Below are 18,152 nucleotides of genomic sequence, written 5' to 3'. Positions count from 1 at the left end.
ACGTTTTATTTTTCGTTGGTATATTGATGACACTTATTAATTAGCCAGCGAATAAATTGACAAGCCCGAACAACTGTTCGGGCTTTTTTTTTGGTTCCGGGCTAATACTGAGAAAAACGTATTATTCGGTACCGCTCTTTTCCGCTTTGCCTGCCAGTTGGGCCAGGAAGTCGTAGCGTTTTTGCAAATCAGCCGTCGCATCCTTCCACAGCTGTTCTGCAACTTCTGGCTGTTGGGCGTTCAGGCGGCGGAAACGCTGCTCGTTAAGCAATGTTTCGGCCAGCGCATCTGACGGTGGGCGCGAGTCGAGCGCCAGCGGCAGCTTACCTTCGTCTGCTCGGCGTGGGTCAAAGCGGTACAGCGGCCAGAATCCGGTAGCCGTGAGTTGACGCATCTGATCGTGGCTTAGCGCGAGGTCATAGCCATGCTCCTCACATGGGCTATACGCGATAATCAGCGACGGGCCGGGGTAGGATTCAGCTTCCTGGATAGCTTTGACCGTCTGATTCAACTGGGCGCCCAGAGAAATCTGTGCGACATAAACATGTCCGTACATCATCATGCTGACGCCAAGATCTTTGCGAGCCTTGCGCTTGCCATGCTCACCAAACTTGGTAACCGCCCCAAGCGGCGTGGCTTTCGACGCTTGTCCACCCGTGTTGGAGTAACACTGGGTATCCAGTACCAGAATATTGACGTTCTCGGTGAGACTCAGGACGTGATCCAACCCGCCAAAACCAATATCGTAAGCCCAGCCATCGCCGCCAATCAGCCAGATGGACTTTTCGACCAGCGCGTCGGCATCGGTTAACAGTTGCTGTGCACCTTCGACATCTTTCAGATGCTGGCGCAGCGCAGCAACTTGCTCACGGCGTACTTCTGGCGTCGCTTCAGCATGAAGAGCGTCATTCAGTTCAGCCGGAATATTATCCGCAAACTGTTCCAGCAAACGCATGACGCGCACACGGTGTTGATCCACCGTCAGGCGGAAGCCCAGACCAAACTCGGCGTTATCTTCGAACAGAGAGTTTGCCCACGCAGGTCCACGACCATTGGCATCGGTCGTATATGGCGTTGAAGGGAGGTTACCGCCATAAATCGATGAACAGCCGGTCGCGTTAGCGATCAGCATGCGGTCGCCATACAGCTGCGTAAGCAGTTTGATATACGGCGTTTCACCACAACCAGAACAGGCGCCGGAATATTCAAACAGCGGAGTGATTAACTGCGAGGTACGGATATCAATGCGTTCAAGCTTGCTGCGGTCGATCTCCGGCAGATTGAGGAAGAAGTCATAGTTAACTTTTTCTTCTTCAACATGCTCAAGACGCGACATCATATTGATGGCCTTGATTTCCGGGTTTTGGCGATCTTTTGCCGGGCAAACTTCGACACACAGATTACAGCCAGTGCAATCCTCTGGTGCAACCTGCAGGACATACTTCTGACCGCGCATATCGCGTGATTTCACATCCAAAGAATGCAGACTGGCAGGGGCGTTTTCCATCGCTTCAGGTGAAACCACTTTGGCGCGGATTGCCGAGTGCGGGCACGCGGCAACGCAGTGGTTACACTGGGTACACAATTCTTCCTTCCAGATGGGGATCTCTTCGGCGATATTACGTTTTTCCCAACGCGTGGTGCCCATTGGCCAGGTGCCGTCTGGCGGCAACGCTGATACGGGGAGGGCATCACCCAGACCGGCGAGCATTGCCGCGGTGACGGTTTTCACGAAATCAGGTGCGGCATCAGAAACCACCGGTGGTCGGTTTGCGCTGTGCGGATCAACCGGCTGGAGTGCTACTTCGGCGACGGATTCGCGCGCCAGGGCCAGAGCCTGCCAGTTACGCTCAACCAGGTCCTGTCCTTTACTGCTGTAACTTTTCGCAATCGCCCCCTGCAATTCAGCCAACGCGCTGTCGCCGGGTAAGATTTGCGTCAAATGGAAGAAGGCCATTTGCATAACGGTATTAATACGCGCTGCCAGACCGCATTCGCGGGCGATTTTGGCCGCATTAATCACGTAGAAACTGGCTTTCTTCTGATTCAGTACCGCCTGAACTTCCTGTGGCAGACGACCCCAGACTTCATCCACACTGTATGGCGTATTAAGCAGGAAGATACCGCCTGGTTTCAGGCGCTCGGCCATCTGATACTTATCGATAAATTGCAGCTGGTGACAGCCAACAAAATCGGCTTGTGAAACCAGATACGCTGATCGAATAGGCTGCTCGCTGACGCGCAGGTGGGAAACCGTCAGACCGCCTGCTTTTTTCGAGTCGTAGACGAAATAACCCTGCGCATACCATGGCGTCGAGTTACCAATAATTTTGATGTTGTTTTTGGTGGCTGACACGCTACCGTCGCTGCCCAGCCCGTAAAACAGCGCTTCGAGCTTAGCCGTACCGGGCAGGGTGTTTTCCGGTAACGGTAGCGACAAGTTGGTGACATCATCATAGATGCCGACCGTAAAGCGAGGTTTCGGCTTCGCGCTGTTCAGCTCATTAAAGACCGCCATCACGCAGTCTGGACCAAACTCTTTGGAAGAAAGGCCATAACGTCCGCCAATCACGCGCGGCAGCGTTTCTCGCTCGCCACAGTTGAAGGCTTCTGCTAACGCGGTCATCACGTCCAGATACAACGGTTCTGCCTGTGCGCCAGGCTCTTTGGTGCGATCCAGGACGGCGATGCTGCGTACGGTTTCCGGCAGCGCGCGCAGTAAATGTCTGGCAGAGAATGGACGGAACAGACGCACTTTCAGAACGCCGACTTTCTCGCCATGCGCCAGCAGTTCTTCAACGACTTCTTCGCAGGTTCCAATCGCCGAGCCCATTAAGATAATGACGCGCTCAGCATGAGGATGGCCGTAATATTCAAATGGCTGGTACTGGCGACCTGTCGCCGCGGCGAAATCGTTCATCGCCTGTTCTACATGATCGTAAACCGCGTTGTACCACGGGTTTGTTGCCTCGCGTGACTGGAAATAGGTGTCCGGGTTCGCAGACGTACCGCGAATAACCGGATGCTCAGGATTAAGCGCCCGAGCGCGATGAGCATCGATTTCCGCCTGCGGCATCAGTCCGAGGATCGTGTCGTCTGCCAGTGGCACAATTTTATTGATTTCATGGGATGTACGGAAACCATCAAAGAAATGAATAAACGGAACCCGGCTTTTCAGGGTGGCTATTTGCGAAATCAGCGCAAAGTCCTGTGCCTCCTGAACGCTGCTGGCACACAGCATCGCACATCCTGTCTGGCGCACCGCCATCACGTCGGAATGATCGCCAAAGATCGATAATGCGTGAGTTGCAATTGTACGAGCCGCAACGTGCAGTACAAACGGGGTCAACTGACCGGCCAGTTTGTACAGCGTTGGGATCATCAGCAACAGGCCCTGCGATGAGGTAAACGACGTAGAGAGCGCACCGGTCTGCAACGCGCCATGAACGGTTGCGATCGCGCCGCCTTCTGACTGCATTTCTACGACGCGAGGGGTATCCCCCCACACGTTCTTAAGCCCGTTCCCGGCCCAGGCATCTGCCTGTTCAGCCATCGTCGAACTGGGCGTAATCGGGTAGATGGCGATAACCTCGCTGGTACGAAATGCGACTGAAGCAACCGCACCATTACCGTCAATTGTGATCATACTGACACCCTTACATTGCGCAAAAAGAGGGACACGCGTAACAGCGGCGAATCCTGTAGTTATCTTTCTATTTTAGCAAAAGCGCTAAAGACAGATTTTCGCTTTTGTGTCCCCGGAATAAACAGAATGAATGGTTTGATCAAAGGAGCCGGCAAAAAATTGCCAGAAAATGTAAACAGTACGCATAAATGCGTATTTTGCCTCTCGACGGCGGTGTTTCCGCTGCCTATTATTTATGGCTGTGTCGTTTGGTTAATATTCAGAGGGGAGTAAGATGCGCGCAGCGTTTTGGGTAGGGTGTGCCGCGTTATTATTATCGGCTTGTAGCAGCGAACCTGTTCAGCAGGCAACCGCCGCGCATGTCGCACCGGGCATGAAGGCAGCAATGTCCAGTTCAGGAGAAGCTAATTGCGCCATGATTGGCGGTTCGCTCTCTGTTGCTCGTCAACTGGATGGTTCTGCTATCGGGATGTGTGCGCTACCCAACGGCAAACGCTGTAGTGAGCAGTCGCTTGCCGCCGGAAGTTGTGGGAGCTATTAAGCCACCACGTTTCCTACATTAAATCCGCGAGTTTATACGTCAGCGTTTGTTCTGCTGTCGCCAGCGTTAACTGGTCAGCAGTCAGATCGACCTGTGCGCCTTGCTTAAACATTTCGCTGACGATCCCGTCGAGCGCGTTAAGCTGTGGATCGGCGCACATCATACGTGTCATCGCCATATCTTTTACCTTCAACTCACCGTCGGACAGCTTGCCCTGACCGTGGAATTGATTACACATCTTTCCTGATACCGTCATGTTTTCGCCAAAACTTAACTCAGGTGGGTTGGTGGCGGTGACGGCTTTACCATTCACGCTTTGCAAAACGAAGCGGTGATGCTGCAACTGTTCGCGATTGACGGAAACTTTTCCATTGCTCACACAGCCAGCCATCAGCATGCTGAGCGCAATCAACGTGACAACGTTCTTCATTAAATTTCTCTACGTTTGTGACGGGAATACATTCAATATAATAATGATACTGAATGATTTATCATCGGTGATTGTCTGAAAATGCTCCCCTGACGCCAGGGGAGCACAGGAATTAGAAGAGGGCGTTTGGACAGGTCTCGCCTTTGGAGATTTGGGCCAGATTCTGTAGCGTAGTCTCAGAAATACTGGTCAACGCTTCAGCTGTCAGGAATGCCTGATGTCCGGTGAACAACACGTTATGACAGGCTGAGAGACGACGGAATACATCATCCTGAATGACGTCATTAGATTTATCTTCAAAGAACAGATCGCGTTCGTTCTCATACACGTCCATACCCAGAGAACCAATTTTCTGGTTTTTCAGCGCATCGATAGCGGCTTGTGAGTCGATCAATGCACCACGACTGGTGTTAATGACCATCACGCCGTTTTTCATCTGTTCAAAGGCTTCGTGATTGAGCAGATGATAATTCTCCGGTGTTAACGGGCAGTGCAGAGAGATGACATCTGACTCGGCAAACAGCGTTTTAAGATCGACATATTCAACGCCTAGCTCCAGCGCAGCAGCGCTCGGGTAAGGATCGAACGCCAGCAGACGCATACCAAAACCTTTCAGGATCCGCAGTGCAGCAATACCGATTTTACCGGTACCGATCACCCCAGCGGTTTTGCCATACATAGTAAAACCGGTCAGCCCCTCAAGAGAGAAATTGGCATCACGGGTACGCTGGTAGGCGCGGTGAATTCGGCGATTCAGCGTCATCATCATGCCAATCGCATGCTCAGCGACGGCCTCTGGTGAATAAGCTGGAACACGCACCACCTGCAGACCCAGCTCTTTTGCTGCGTCGAGATCGACGTTATTGAACCCGGCACAACGCAGCGCAATGTATTTCACGCCATGCTTTTTCAGTTCTTCCAGAACGGGGCGGCTGCCATCGTCGTTGACGAAAATGCACACAGCTTCACAGCCATGGGCGGTTTTCGCTGTTTTTTCCGTCAACAGAAAGTCAAAGAATTCAAGTTCAAAACCAAAAGCCTCGTTAACCTGCTGCAGATACTTCTTGTCGTACTGTTTTGTACTATAGATGGCGAGTTTCATAAGACTTTCTCCAGTGATTTTGACGTCACATTAATCCAATTCAAATTATTTTACAAAATCTAAAAAGTTATTGATAGTCATAGGCGTAATGAATAATGTCAGCGCATCTGTTGTTAGTGTGGGCAGGTTACACAATTTCAACAACTGGATATTTTTCTATCCAACTCAACACCTGAATATCGCGGCAGGTAAAAAGCCAGCCGAATCACATCCGGACAGCTACGCTTATACAGGTAGCAATTATCGGGAGGGGTTATGCTGACTCACTCTGAAGCAAAACGATGGGCCACCCTAATGCTCAAGGCGGCATTATGCGATGGTATGAAACCTGATGAGATTTCCCGGCAGGTACATCTGGTCTGCGATCATCATGGTAGGGAGTGCCTCGAAGAACTCATTGAGGAAATTCTGATAGAAGCAGGTCGTATCGGACCTAAACATAGCGATGGACAACTTAGGCCTCATTGAGTCTGAATCTTAATATCCCAGACGGCACGTGTAACAGCGTGCCTAGAAATCGGTTATCTATCCTTAATGTGGGCATATCCAGTTAAACATGCCACAATACAGGCCTAAACCGGCTTAAATTTTTGCTAAATCAGGATATTAACTACCCATGAAGGGTAAATATAAAGCCGTTCTGGCACTCCTCTTATTATTGATTCTCGTGCCGCTGACGCTAGTGATGACGCTTGGCCTGTGGGTGCCTACGTTGGTGGGTATCTGGTTACCCGTTGGAACACGCATCGCGCTGGATGAGAGCCCGCGGCTGACACGGCATGGGTTGCATATACCTGAACTCCGCTATCTGGTTGAAGATTGCCCGCTAGCACGCATCACTCAGGCGGATCTGTCTCACCCCAGCCGCTGGTCGCTGAATGTCGGGACCATTGAGTTGGATTCAGCTTGCCTGGCCAAATTGCCGCAGGCAGAGCCGTCGCCAGCAGCGCCTAAAACGCTGGCTGAATGGCAGTCAATGCTGCCCAATACCTGGATTAACATCGACAAACTTATTCTTTCTCCATGGCAGGAATGGCAGGGAAAACTGTCACTCTCGCTCACTCCCGCTACTCAACAGCTGCGTTACCAGGGTGAAAAAGTTAAATTTCAGGGGCGTTTGCACGGGCAAAACCTCACGGTAACTGAGCTGGATGTTGCGGCATTTGAAGGCCAGCCGCCGGTAAAACTGGTCGGTGAATTTACTATGCCACTGGTTCCCGATGGGCTACCGGTAAGCGGTCATGCGGTTGCGACGTTAAGTCTGCCGCAAGAGCCTACGCTTGTGGACGCCGAACTGGAGTGGCAAGAAAACAGCGGACAACTGATTGTCATGGCGCGTGATAATGCCGATCCGCTGCTGGACCTTCCGTGGGAAATAACACGCCAGCAACTGACCATCAGCGACGGACGCTGGAACTGGCCTTATCAGGGATTCCCGTTAAGCGGGCGGTTGGGCATAAAAGTTGAAAACTGGCAGGCCGGACTGGAAAACGCGGTGGTGAGCGGGCGTCTGAACGTTCTGACGCATGGCGATGCCGGTAAAGGAAACGCCGTATTAACGCTGGGGCCAGGTAAGCTTGGCATGGATAGTAGCGATATGCCGCTACAGTTGACCGGTGAAGCGAAACAGGGCGATCTGATCTTCTACGCGAAATTACCCGCCAGACTCACTGGAAGTCTGAACGATCCGCAATTGGCTTTCGAGCCAGGGGCGCTGCTGCGCTCACGTGGACGGTTGATTGATTCGCTGGATATTGACGAGATTCGCTGGCCGCTGGCAGGCGTAAAAGTCACGCAACGTGGTGTGGATGGGCGTCTGCAGGCTATTTTACGTGCGCATGAAAACCAGATGGGGGGCTTTGAACTGCATCTGGATGGCCTGGCAAATGATTTTCTTCCTGATGCCGGTCGTTGGCAGTGGCGATATTGGGGGGAAGGCAGCTTTACGCCGATGCATGCCCGTTGGGACGTAGCGGGTAAGGGAGAATGGCATGACAACACTCTGAAGCTATTTGATCTTTCTACCGGATTTGATCATCTGCAATACGGCACGATGAAGGTGGAAAATCCGCGTCTGGTGATGGACGAACCGATAGTTTGGGTGCGGGATGCAACCAAACCGACATTTAGCGGCGCGCTGTCGCTGGACGCAGGAAACACCACCTTCACCGGGGGAAGCGTGTTACCACCATCGACGCTGAAGTTCAGCGTGGAAGGTAGCGATCCGACAATTTTCCAGTTCAAAGGCCAGCTTCACGCGGGGGCGATTGGGCCCGTACAGCTGAATGGTCGTTGGGACGGTATCCGTCTGCGCGGACAGGCATGGTGGCCAAAACAATCGCTCACCGTATTCCAACCTCTGGTTCCACCTGACTGGAAAATGAAGCTACGTGAAGGTGATCTGTATGCGCAAGTCGCGTTTTCGGCAGCCCCGGAGCAGGGCTTTGAAGCAGGCGGTCATGGGGTGTTAAAAGGCGGTAGCGCCTGGATGCCCGATAACCAAATCAACGGTGTCGATTTTGTATTGCCTTTCCGGTTCAGTGAAGGCGCATGGCAACTGGGTACGCGTGGACCTATTTCACTGCGTATTGCGGAAGTGGTGAATCAGGTGACGGTGAAGAATATCGCCGCCGATCTGCAGGGGGCGTACCCCTGGAGTGAAAACAACCCGTTACTGTTGAGCGATGTCAGTGCCGACCTGCTGGGTGGCAAAATCATCATGCAGCAACTGCGGATGCCGCAGCACGACCCGGCCTTATTGCGGGTGCAGAATATCTCTTCCAGCGAGCTTATCAGTGCAGTTAACCCCAAACAGTTCGCCATGTCTGGCCCGGTCAGTGGCGCGTTGCCATTATGGCTGGATAACGAAAAATGGATCATTAAAGACGGCTGGTTGACTAATCCAGGACCGATGACGTTGCGTATTGATAAGGACACAGCGGATGCGGTCGTCAAAGATAACATGGCGGCGGGGGCGGCCATTAACTGGCTGCGTTATATGGAAATAAGCCATTCGTGGACGAAAATAAATCTGGATAACCTCGGTGTCTTAACCATGCAGTCAACCGTGACTGGCAATAGTCGGGTAGATGGCAAAGTAGGTACGGTTAATTTGAATTATACCCACGAGGAAAACGTCTTTACGCTATGGCGCAGTTTGCGTTTTGGCGACAATTTACAGGCATGGCTTGAACAAAATGCAGCGCTGCCGGAAACCCATTGCCCGGAAGGCAAGGAATGTGAGGAACAACAATGAAAACGATAGCTGCCATGCTGGGTCTGCTGACTTCATCTCTGCTGGTAGGGTGTACTCCCAGAATCGAAGTGGCTGCGCCAAAAGAGCCCATCACCATTAATATGAACGTCAAAATCGAGCATGAGATCCATATCAAAGTTGATAAAGACGTCGAAAGTTTATTGAAATCGCGCAGCGATTTGTTCTGAGGTCATGATGAGAAAACAGTTTGCAGTGGCGCTGGTCGTCCTAAGTTTACTCAGCAACAATACGTGGGCATTGACCCTGAATGAAGCCAGAACTCAGGGGCGAGTAGGGGAAACGCTCAATGGCTATCTGGTTGCATTGAAAACCGATGCCGAAACGCAGGCGCTGGTGAGTGAGATTAATAAAGCGCGCAACGCCAGCTATCAGCAACTGGCTGAGAGCAATAATATTCCTCCAGATGAAGTGGCAAAAATGGCCGGGCAAAAGCTGGTTGCTCGTGCTAAACCGGGAGAGTATGTGCAGGGTATTAATGGTAAGTGGTTGAGAAAAGAGTAAATCGCTTTTTCACACAGCCAGAGGGACACGACGCTGGATTATTCATCGACATCGCAATAGTTGCCACACGGCATAAAATGGATGCTGGTATAGTCCAACACCGGTCGCGTCGTGGGATGAAATCATGTGGCTTCTCAAGTGGTATGTCTGGAATCGTTGGGTATTCAAGCTGTTAAGCCGGGATGTCGCGGAGCCTGAACAATTTTTGCTTCATTGCTGGGAAGAGAATCTGGCGAAATGCAGGGATTATGCAACCATCTGGCGTGATATTAATCGCATTCACGGCAAACAGATACAGATGCAGGGAAAGAAGTAAGTGTGGAGAAACCCTCCCACCGGATGGTGAGAGGGGGAATTATCAGGCAGCTACCACGCTGTCGATAGCGGCTTTCGCATCGGACTGTGCTTTAGACGCCACTTCCGGGCCGTAAGCAATACCTTCAGCAAAGACGACATTCACGTCGGTGATGCCGATAAAGCCCAGGAATACGTTCAGGTACGGCGTGATCAGGTCGGTTGGTGTGTCTTTATGGATACCACCACGGCTGGTCAGCACCACCGCGCGTTTACCTGTCACCAGACCTTCCGGGCCTTTCTCGGTATAACGGAAAGTTACACCTGCACGGGCAATCAGGTCAAAGTAGTTTTTCAGCTGCGTTGGGATGTTGAAGTTGTACATCGGCGCGGCGATAACAATCACATCATGCGCTTTCAGCTCAGCAATCAGCTCATCGGAAAGCGCCAGCGCTTCTTGCTGACGCGGCGTCAGCGGTGTATCGCTCGGGCGCATCGCACCCACCAGTTCGCCATCCAGTACCGGTACAGGATTTGCAGCCAGGTCGCGGACAGTGATTTCATCAGCAGAGTGCTTTTCACGCCACTGTTCAACAAAATAATCAGACAACTGACCAGACTGAGAGTACCCTGCCAGAATACTGGATTTAAGAACTAATACCTTGCTCATGGGTGTTTCCTTTTATGTGTTTGAAGGGGTAGTGCCCCGTTGCTTGTTGACACTTTATTCACAATCCTGTCGCAGTGATAGCGCAATATATCGAATCCTATGTTCGAAATTATTGAACAACACATGAAAAGCGCCGATGTGGTACTCTATACCCATCATCTAAAAGAGATTTAACCCGGCAGAGCACTGCCTTTTAACGCTATGACAGAACAACAAAAATTAACCTTCAACATGTTGCAGCAACAGCTGGACTCAATGATGCTGCGTGACAGACAGCGTTTTGCCCGCCGCCTGCACGGTGTGAAGAAGGTTAAAAATCCTGATGCACAACAGGCCATTTACCAGGAGATGGCGAAAGAGATTGAGCTGGCAGCCGGTAAAGTTGTGCTGCGTGAAGCGGCGCGTCCGGAAATCCGCTACCCGGAAAACCTGCCCGTCAGCCAGAAAAAACAGGATATTCTGGAGGCAATCCGCGACCATCAGGTGGTGATTGTCGCCGGTGAGACCGGTTCGGGGAAAACCACCCAGTTACCCAAAATATGTATGGAACTGGGGCGCGGGGTAAAAGGGCTGATAGGCCATACCCAGCCGCGTCGTCTGGCGGCGCGCACCGTGGCGAACCGTATTGCGGAAGAGCTGCAGACCGAGCCGGGCGGCTGTATCGGTTATAAGGTTCGTTTCAGTGATCATGTCAGTGATAACACCATGGTCAAGCTGATGACGGACGGTATCCTGCTGGCAGAAATCCAACAGGATCGGCTGCTAATGCAGTACGACACCATCATCATCGATGAAGCGCATGAACGCAGTCTGAATATCGATTTTCTACTCGGCTATCTGAAAGAACTTCTACCGCGTCGCCCGGATCTAAAAATTATCATCACTTCGGCGACCATCGATCCTGAACGTTTTTCAAAGCATTTCAATAACGCGCCGATTATCGAAGTCTCCGGCCGAACGTATCCGGTGGAAGTGCGCTATCGTCCAATTGTTGAAGATGCAGATGACACTGAGCGTGACCAACTGCAGGCAATTTTTGATGCCGTAGATGAACTGGGGCGTGAAGGGCCTGGCGACATTCTGATCTTCATGAGCGGCGAACGTGAAATTCGCGATACCGCCGATGCGCTGAATAAGCTGGATTTGCGCCATACCGAAGTGCTACCGCTGTATGCGCGTCTTTCAAACAGCGAACAGAACCGCGTGTTCCAGTCGCACAGCGGTCGCCGTATCGTGCTGGCGACCAACGTGGCGGAAACGTCGCTGACCGTTCCGGGAATCAAATACGTAATTGACCCGGGCACCGCGCGTATCAGCCGTTACAGTTACCGCACCAAAGTTCAGCGCTTGCCGATTGAACCGGTGTCGCAGGCCTCTGCTAACCAGCGTAAAGGTCGCTGCGGTCGTGTTTCGGAAGGGATCTGTATTCGTCTGTATTCCGAAGACGATTTCCTGTCGCGCCCGGAGTTTACCGACCCGGAGATCCTGCGTACCAACCTGGCATCCGTTATTTTGCAGATGACCGCGTTGGGGCTGGGCGATATCGCGGCGTTCCCGTTTGTTGAAGCGCCGGATAAGCGCAATATTCAGGACGGTGTACGCCTGCTCGAAGAGCTGGGGGCGATAACCACCGACGAACAGGCAACTGCATACAAGTTAACGCCGTTGGGCCGTCAGTTGTCGCAACTTCCGGTAGACCCACGGCTGGCGCGAATGGTGCTGGAAGCACAAAAACATGGTTGTGTGCGCGAAGCGATGATCATCACCTCAGCGCTGTCCATTCAGGATCCGCGCGAGCGCCCGATGGACAAGCAGCAAGCTTCCGACGAGAAGCACCGCCGCTTCCATGACAAAGAGTCTGATTTTCTTGCATTTGTGAACCTGTGGAACTATCTCGGCGAGCAGCAAAAAGCGCTGTCGTCAAACCAGTTCCGTCGCCAGTGCAAACTTGATTTTCTGAACTACCTGCGCGTGCGTGAGTGGCAGGATATCTACACGCAACTGCGCCAGGTGGTGAAAGAGTTGGGTATTCCGGTCAACAGCGAACCCGCTGAATATCGGGAGATCCACGTCGCGTTGCTGACCGGTTTACTGTCGCACATCGGGATGAAAGATACCGATAAACAGGAGTTTACCGGGGCGCGTAACGCTCGCTTCTCGATCTTCCCGGGTTCAGGTTTATTCAAAAAACCGCCGAAGTGGACGATGGTCGCCGAGCTGGTGGAAACCAGCCGCCTGTGGGGACGTATTGCCGCGCGTATCGATCCCGAATGGGTGGAACCGGTAGCCCAGCATCTGATCAAACGTTCATACAGTGAACCGCACTGGGAACGCGCGCAGGGTGCTGTGATGGCGACAGAAAAAGTCACTGTCTACGGCTTACCGATTGTTGCGGCCCGTAAGGTAAATTACAGCCAGATCGATCCCGCGTTGTCGCGTGAACTGTTCATTCGTCATGCGCTGGTGGAAGGCGACTGGCAAACGCGCCATGCGTTTTTCCGTGACAATCTGAAGTTACGGGCTGAAGTGGAAGAGTTAGAACACAAATCACGCCGTCGCGACATTCTGGTCGATGATGAGACGCTGTTTGAGTTTTACGACCAACGCATCAGCCATGACGTGGTTTCTGCTCGTCACTTTGATAGCTGGTGGAAAAAGGTCAGCCGTGAAACACCGGATCTGCTCAACTTTGAAAAGAGCATGCTCATCAAAGAGGGTGCGGAGAAAATCAGTAAGCTGGATTATCCGAACTTCTGGCATCAGGGTAACCTTAAGCTGCGCCTGAGCTACCAGTTCGAACCTGGAGCCGATGCGGACGGTGTGACCGTACATATTCCACTCCCGCTGCTTAATCAGATCGAAGAAAGCGGTTTTGAATGGCAAATCCCGGGGCTGCGCCGCGAACTGGTGATCGCCCTGATTAAGTCGTTGCCAAAACCGGTACGACGCAACTTTGTGCCCGCGCCGAACTATGCGGAAGCGTTTTTAGGCCGCGTCACACCGCTGGAACTGCCGCTGCTGGACTCGCTGGAGCGTGAACTGCGCCGCATGACCGGCGTTACCGTTGACCGTGAAGACTGGCACTGGGATCAGGTGCCCGATCACCTAAAAATCACCTTCCGGGTGGTGGATGATAAAAATAAGAAGCTACAGGAAGGACGTTCGCTGCAAGATTTGAAGGATGCGCTGAAGGGTAAAGTTCAGGAAACATTGTCTGCGGTGGCGGATGACGGCATCGAACAGAGTGGGTTGCACATCTGGAGCTTCGGTCAACTTCCGGAAAGTTACGAACAAAAACGCGGTAACTATAAGGTCAAAGCATGGCCAGCGCTGGTGGATGAGCGTGACAGCGTCGCCATCAAACTGTTTGATAACCCACTGGAGCAACAGCAGGCGATGTGGTGTGGTTTACGCCGCCTGTTGCTGCTGAATATTCCTTCGCCAATCAAATACTTGCACGAGAAACTGCCCAATAAAGCCAAGCTGGGGCTGTACTTTAACCCATACGGTAAAGTTCTGGATTTGATTGACGACTGTATCTCCTGCGGTGTGGATCAGTTAATTGACGCCAACGGTGGCCCGGTGTGGACTGAAGAAGGCTTTACCGCGCTGCATGAAAAAGTGCGGGCTGAACTGAACGATACGGTGGCGGAGATTGCGAAGCAGGTCGAACAGATCCTGACCGCAGTGTTTAATATCAATAAACGTCTGAAAGGGCGTGTGGATATGACCATGGCGCTGGGTCTCGCGGATATCAAATCGCAAATGGGCGGACTGGTGTATCGCGGGTTTGTTACCGGCAATGGTTTCAAACGCTTGGGCGATACGTTGCGTTATTTGCAGGCTATTGAAAAACGTCTGGAAAAACTGGCTATCGACCCGCACCGTGACCGTGCACAGATGCTGAAAGTGGACAGTGTGCAGCAGGCCTGGCAGCAGTGGTTCAATAAACTGCCTCCCGCGCGCCGTCAAGATGCCGATGTCAAAGAGATCCGCTGGATGATAGAAGAGCTGCGCGTCAGCTATTTTGCCCAGCAGCTTGGTACGCCGTATCCGATCTCCGATAAACGTATTCTGCAGGCGATGGAGCAGATTTCGGGATAAATCGGTACAGGGCCGTAGGCCGGATGAAGCGTAGCCGCCATCCGGCATCTGTACCCGGTAAAGATAAACACCAGGAGTCATCAATATGAGTCAGTTTCCGACACTTTCCGCAACCACCCTTGCGGCTATCAATACCGTAGGGCGATGGCTGGCGCAGAATGATTTTACGGGGAATATCACCGTTCAGTCAGATTGCGTGATTCTGGCAGGAAACGCGGTTATTCCTACCATCGACGCCGCCTGTCGGATCGCGAAAGAGCAACAGGTTCCCTTGCTGATTAGCGGTGGTATCGGTCATTCCACGCGCTTTCTGTATGATGCGATTGCCCAGCATCCGCGTTATAGCATCATTCGTACTACCGGACGCGCGGAAGCGGCGATCCTTGCCGATATTGCTCACCAGTTCTGGCAAATTCCGGGTGAGAAAATTTGGGTGGAAGATCAGTCGACAAACTGCGGTGAGAATGCCCGGTTTAGCTGTGCATTACTGAATCAGGCGGCAGAAAGTATTCATACCGTCATTGTGGTGCAGGATCCCACTATGCAACGCCGCACAATGGCCACGTTTCAGCGCGTCACCCGCGATGAACCGCATGCGCCGCGCTGGTTGAGTTTCCCTGGTTTCATCCCTGAACTGGCCCAACAGCACAACGGCGTGGATTTTGTGCCCGCCGCAGAAGGTCTGTGGCCGGTAGAACGCTATCTTTCTCTCATTACCGGTGAACTTCCGCGTCTGCGTGATGATGCAACCGGCTACGGGCCCTGTGGACACGATTTTATCGTACATGTCGATATTCCTCAGGACGTCGAGCAAGCCTGGCAGCAGCTAAAAAATGATACCGCGCTGACCGACTTACTGGAGAGCCGTTCTCTGTAATTCTTGCTGCCCGTTTGTCGGCGTTTTACGGCAAACGGGCAGAAATCCCACCTGGTTTTTCTCTTTATTCTTACTTTTCCAGACGCTTTTATGAAGCAGTTCACAGAACCGCCACTCCAGCGATAATGCGTCATGCATGATTGATATTAATTAACAATAGTTTTACTTGTTAAAAACAAATCAATCACAGGAGAGCCGTATGTCAGTACCCGTACAACATCCTATGTATATCGATGGGCAGTTTGTGACCTGGCACGATGACGCCTGGATTGATGTCGTCAATCCGGCCACGGAAGAGATTATCTCGCGTATTCCCGATGGGCGTGCCGAAGATGCGCGTAAAGCGATCGATGCCGCGGATCGCGCTCAGCCGCAATGGGAAGCGTTGCCTGCCATTGAACGGGCAAACTGGTTACGCAAAATTTCTACAGGTATCCGCCAGCGAGCCGATGAAATCAGCGCGTTGATTGTGGCGGAAGGTGGAAAAACTCAACAACTGGCTGACGTTGAAGTCGCGTTTACCGCCGATTATATCGATTACATGGCGGAGTGGGCGCGTCGCTATGAAGGCGAGATCCTGCAAAGCGATCGTCCGGGTGAGAATATCCTGCTGTTTAAGCGTGCACTGGGCGTGACGACGGGCATTCTGCCGTGGAACTTCCCGTTTTTCCTGATTGCCCGCAAACTGGCTCCCGCCTTGCTGACGGGAAATACCATCGTTATTAAGCCGAGTGAATTCACACCGAATAACGCCATCGCCTTTGCCAAAATTGTTGATGACATTGGTTTACCGCGCGGAGTCTTTAACCTGGTGTTGGGACGCGGTGAAACGGTCGGGCAGGAGCTGGCCGGAAACCCGAAGGTCGCCATGGTGAGCATGACCGGTAGCGTCGGTGCGGGTGAGAAAATTATGGCCGCCGCTGCCAAAAACATCACCAAAGTTTGTCTGGAGTTGGGTGGTAAGGCCCCGGCTATCGTGATGGAAGATGCTGACCTTGAGCTGGCGGTGAAGGCTATTGTTGACTCGCGGGTGATCAATACCGGACAGGTATGCAACTGTGCCGAGCGCGTATACGTTCAGAAAGGTATCTATGACCAGTTCGTTAATCGTCTGGGTGAGGCGATGAAAGCCGTGCAGTTTGGCAATCCGGCCGAACGCAATGACATTGCGATGGGGCCGCTGATTAATGCCGCTGCGCTGGCGCGTGTAGAGCAAAAAGTCGAGCGAGCGGTGCAGGAAGGCGCCCGTGTGGTGCTGGGTGGTAAAGCCGTTGCCGGTAAAGGTTATTACTATCCGCCGACGTTACTGTTAGACGTGCGCCAGGATATGGCGATTATGCACGAGGAGACGTTTGGTCCGGTGCTGCCGGTGGTGGCATTTGATACGCTGGAACAGGCGCTGACGATGGCCAATGACAGCGACTACGGACTGACCTCATCGATCTATACGCAGAATCTGAATACGGCAATGAAGGCGATTAAGGGGCTGAAGTTTGGCGAAACCTATATTAATCGCGAAAACTTCGAGGCGATGCAGGGCTTCCACGCTGGCTGGCGCAAGTCCGGGATTGGCGGGGCAGATGGTAAACACGGTCTGAATGAATACCTGCAAACACAGGTAGTGTATTTGCAGTCTTAAGTTTTTCGTCGGGTGAACCTGTACGCCACCCGGCGCAATTCTCACACTTTGGTGGCGATCCAGTTCATCATCATTTCCGGCCAGATGGCCAGCGGTAACCCTTGCGCATCGCGAATACCAAACCCGTGCTTACCGCGTTCAAACAGATGCATTTCGACCGGAACGCCCAGCCCACGTAGCGCATTAAAGAAAACCAGGCTGTTTTCTACTTTCACCGCCGGATCGTCGATGGCGTGTAGCAGGAATGTCGGCGGCGTTGTGTTATCCACTCGCTCTTCCAGAGAATAGTGGCGCAGATCTTCCTTTTCTGGCGTAGCGCCAACCAGCTCAAGACGAGAGCCCGGGTGACCGATGTCTTCGCGCAGAGTAATCACCGGGTAGACCAACGCCATGAACGCAGGACGCGTTGGTTGCTCGTCTATGCTATCAATCGGTGTATAAACCGGTTCGGCAAACCGGGTTCCCAGGCTGGCGGCTACGTGACCACCGGAAGAGAAGCCCAACACACCGATACGATCAGGGTTAATTTTCCATTCATGGGCGTTGGCGCGAATGTAGCGCATGGCGCGCTGGGCATCGGCCAGCGGCGCGTTTGCACCTTCCTCATGGCCATCACCCGGCATGCGGTAGGTCATCACAAACAGGGTATAACCGCGGGCGTTAAAGAACGGTGCCAGTGCGCTGCCTTCTTTATCCATCACCACGCGACGATAAGAGCCGCCAGGAGTAACAAGGATCCCTGTGCCGTTAGGTTTTTCGGGGGCATAAACGGTAATTTCCGGGGCACGAATGCCGGTGGCCGCACGATCATACTGAGATGTTCCTGTATGTCGGGGTTCTGGCGTAAAGACCGCATCGCTGTTTTTTGCTCCGGGGGCTTCACTCTGCGGCCAGAATGAGACGGTGGTTGCGTGGGCAACGGCTTGCTCCATCATGTTTTCTAACGTTTCACGACTCAGTGCTTCCATTACTATGCTCCCTCAGTGGCAAAGGTTAGCTATAGCACAGTCAGTGAATCGAAAACGGGGAGAGACTCACAACGTATTGAATTCGCGGGAAATGAAAGAGGGC

Annotated in this window: 13 protein-coding genes; 8 read left to right on the top strand and 5 right to left on the bottom strand. The window is 52.6% G+C overall.

Going from position 1 to position 18,152, the window contains the following annotated elements:
• Positions 1 to 121: 121 nt before the first annotated feature.
• Positions 122 to 3,646, bottom strand: a complete 3,525-nt coding sequence (gene nifJ, locus OGX90_RS12595; protein WP_234691979.1) for a pyruvate:ferredoxin (flavodoxin) oxidoreductase — start codon at positions 3,644 to 3,646, stop codon at positions 122 to 124.
• Positions 3,647 to 3,920: 274 nt separating this feature from the next.
• Between nifJ and OGX90_RS12590 the strand changes: the two genes are divergently transcribed.
• On the top strand, positions 3,921 to 4,187 hold the full coding sequence (locus tag OGX90_RS12590) for a putative hemolysin (RefSeq protein WP_003833199.1): 267 nt from the start codon (positions 3,921 to 3,923) through the stop codon (positions 4,185 to 4,187).
• A 13-nt stretch (positions 4,188 to 4,200) separates the two neighbouring features.
• On the opposite strand, the gene hslJ is transcribed toward OGX90_RS12590, so the two are convergent.
• Both hslJ and OGX90_RS12580 read right to left on the bottom strand, forming a co-directional pair.
• Positions 4,201 to 4,617 carry a heat shock protein HslJ gene (gene hslJ / locus OGX90_RS12585; protein WP_008784884.1) on the bottom strand — a complete coding sequence of 139 codons (417 nt, stop codon included), beginning with the start codon at positions 4,615 to 4,617 and terminating at the stop codon, positions 4,201 to 4,203.
• Between the two features lie 112 nt (positions 4,618 to 4,729).
• Positions 4,730 to 5,719 carry a 2-hydroxyacid dehydrogenase gene (locus OGX90_RS12580; protein ID WP_003833196.1) on the bottom strand — a complete coding sequence of 330 codons (990 nt, stop codon included), beginning with the start codon at positions 5,717 to 5,719 and terminating at the stop codon, positions 4,730 to 4,732.
• Between the two features lie 616 nt (positions 5,720 to 6,335).
• Here OGX90_RS12580 and OGX90_RS12575 point away from each other — a divergent pair.
• From OGX90_RS12575 to OGX90_RS12560, 4 genes are all read left to right on the top strand, one after another.
• Positions 6,336 to 8,975: a YdbH family protein gene (locus tag OGX90_RS12575; RefSeq protein WP_286573580.1), complete on the top strand. Its 2,640-nt coding sequence runs from the start codon at positions 6,336 to 6,338 to the stop codon at positions 8,973 to 8,975.
• The gene (locus OGX90_RS12570; protein WP_008784882.1) at positions 8,972 to 9,163 is read left to right on the top strand and encodes a YnbE family lipoprotein; all 192 of its coding nucleotides are present in this window, start codon (positions 8,972 to 8,974) and stop codon (positions 9,161 to 9,163) included. The genes OGX90_RS12575 and OGX90_RS12570 overlap by 4 nt, the downstream gene beginning before the upstream one ends.
• Positions 9,164 to 9,170: 7 nt before the next feature.
• Positions 9,171 to 9,497, top strand: a complete 327-nt coding sequence (locus OGX90_RS12565; RefSeq protein ID WP_208744859.1) for a YdbL family probable chaperone protein — start codon at positions 9,171 to 9,173, stop codon at positions 9,495 to 9,497.
• 124 nt (positions 9,498 to 9,621) lie between these two features.
• Positions 9,622 to 9,813, top strand: a complete 192-nt coding sequence (locus tag OGX90_RS12560) for a hypothetical protein (RefSeq protein WP_008784880.1) — start codon at positions 9,622 to 9,624, stop codon at positions 9,811 to 9,813.
• Positions 9,814 to 9,855: 42 nt separating this feature from the next.
• Here OGX90_RS12560 and azoR read toward each other — a convergent pair whose 3' ends face one another.
• The gene (azoR, locus tag OGX90_RS12555) at positions 9,856 to 10,461 is read right to left on the bottom strand and encodes an FMN-dependent NADH-azoreductase (RefSeq protein ID WP_003020341.1); all 606 of its coding nucleotides are present in this window, start codon (positions 10,459 to 10,461) and stop codon (positions 9,856 to 9,858) included.
• 201 nt (positions 10,462 to 10,662) lie between these two features.
• Here azoR and hrpA point away from each other — a divergent pair, with 201 nt between their 5' ends.
• The 3 genes from hrpA (at position 10,663) to aldA (ending at position 17,081) form a co-directional block, all read left to right on the top strand.
• On the top strand, positions 10,663 to 14,565 hold the full coding sequence (gene hrpA, locus OGX90_RS12550; RefSeq protein WP_267441849.1) for an ATP-dependent RNA helicase HrpA: 3,903 nt from the start codon (positions 10,663 to 10,665) through the stop codon (positions 14,563 to 14,565).
• Between the two features lie 85 nt (positions 14,566 to 14,650).
• A complete protein-coding gene (locus OGX90_RS12545; RefSeq protein WP_071446313.1) occupies positions 14,651 to 15,442 on the top strand; it encodes a YdcF family protein in 792 nt (263 codons plus the stop codon).
• 199 nt (positions 15,443 to 15,641) lie between these two features.
• Positions 15,642 to 17,081 carry an aldehyde dehydrogenase gene (gene aldA, locus OGX90_RS12540; RefSeq protein ID WP_286623981.1) on the top strand — a complete coding sequence of 480 codons (1,440 nt, stop codon included), beginning with the start codon at positions 15,642 to 15,644 and terminating at the stop codon, positions 17,079 to 17,081.
• Positions 17,082 to 17,122: 41 nt separating this feature from the next.
• Here aldA and OGX90_RS12535 read toward each other — a convergent pair whose 3' ends face one another.
• On the bottom strand, positions 17,123 to 18,049 hold the full coding sequence (locus tag OGX90_RS12535; RefSeq protein WP_060682157.1) for an alpha/beta hydrolase: 927 nt from the start codon (positions 18,047 to 18,049) through the stop codon (positions 17,123 to 17,125).
• Positions 18,050 to 18,152: the final 103 nt, after the last annotated feature.

It is taken from the genome of Citrobacter sp. Cpo012 (assembly GCF_030333015.1).
Lineage (GTDB): Bacteria > Pseudomonadota > Gammaproteobacteria > Enterobacterales > Enterobacteriaceae > Citrobacter > Citrobacter portucalensis.
This window is presented reverse-complemented; position numbering and strand designations above follow the sequence as displayed.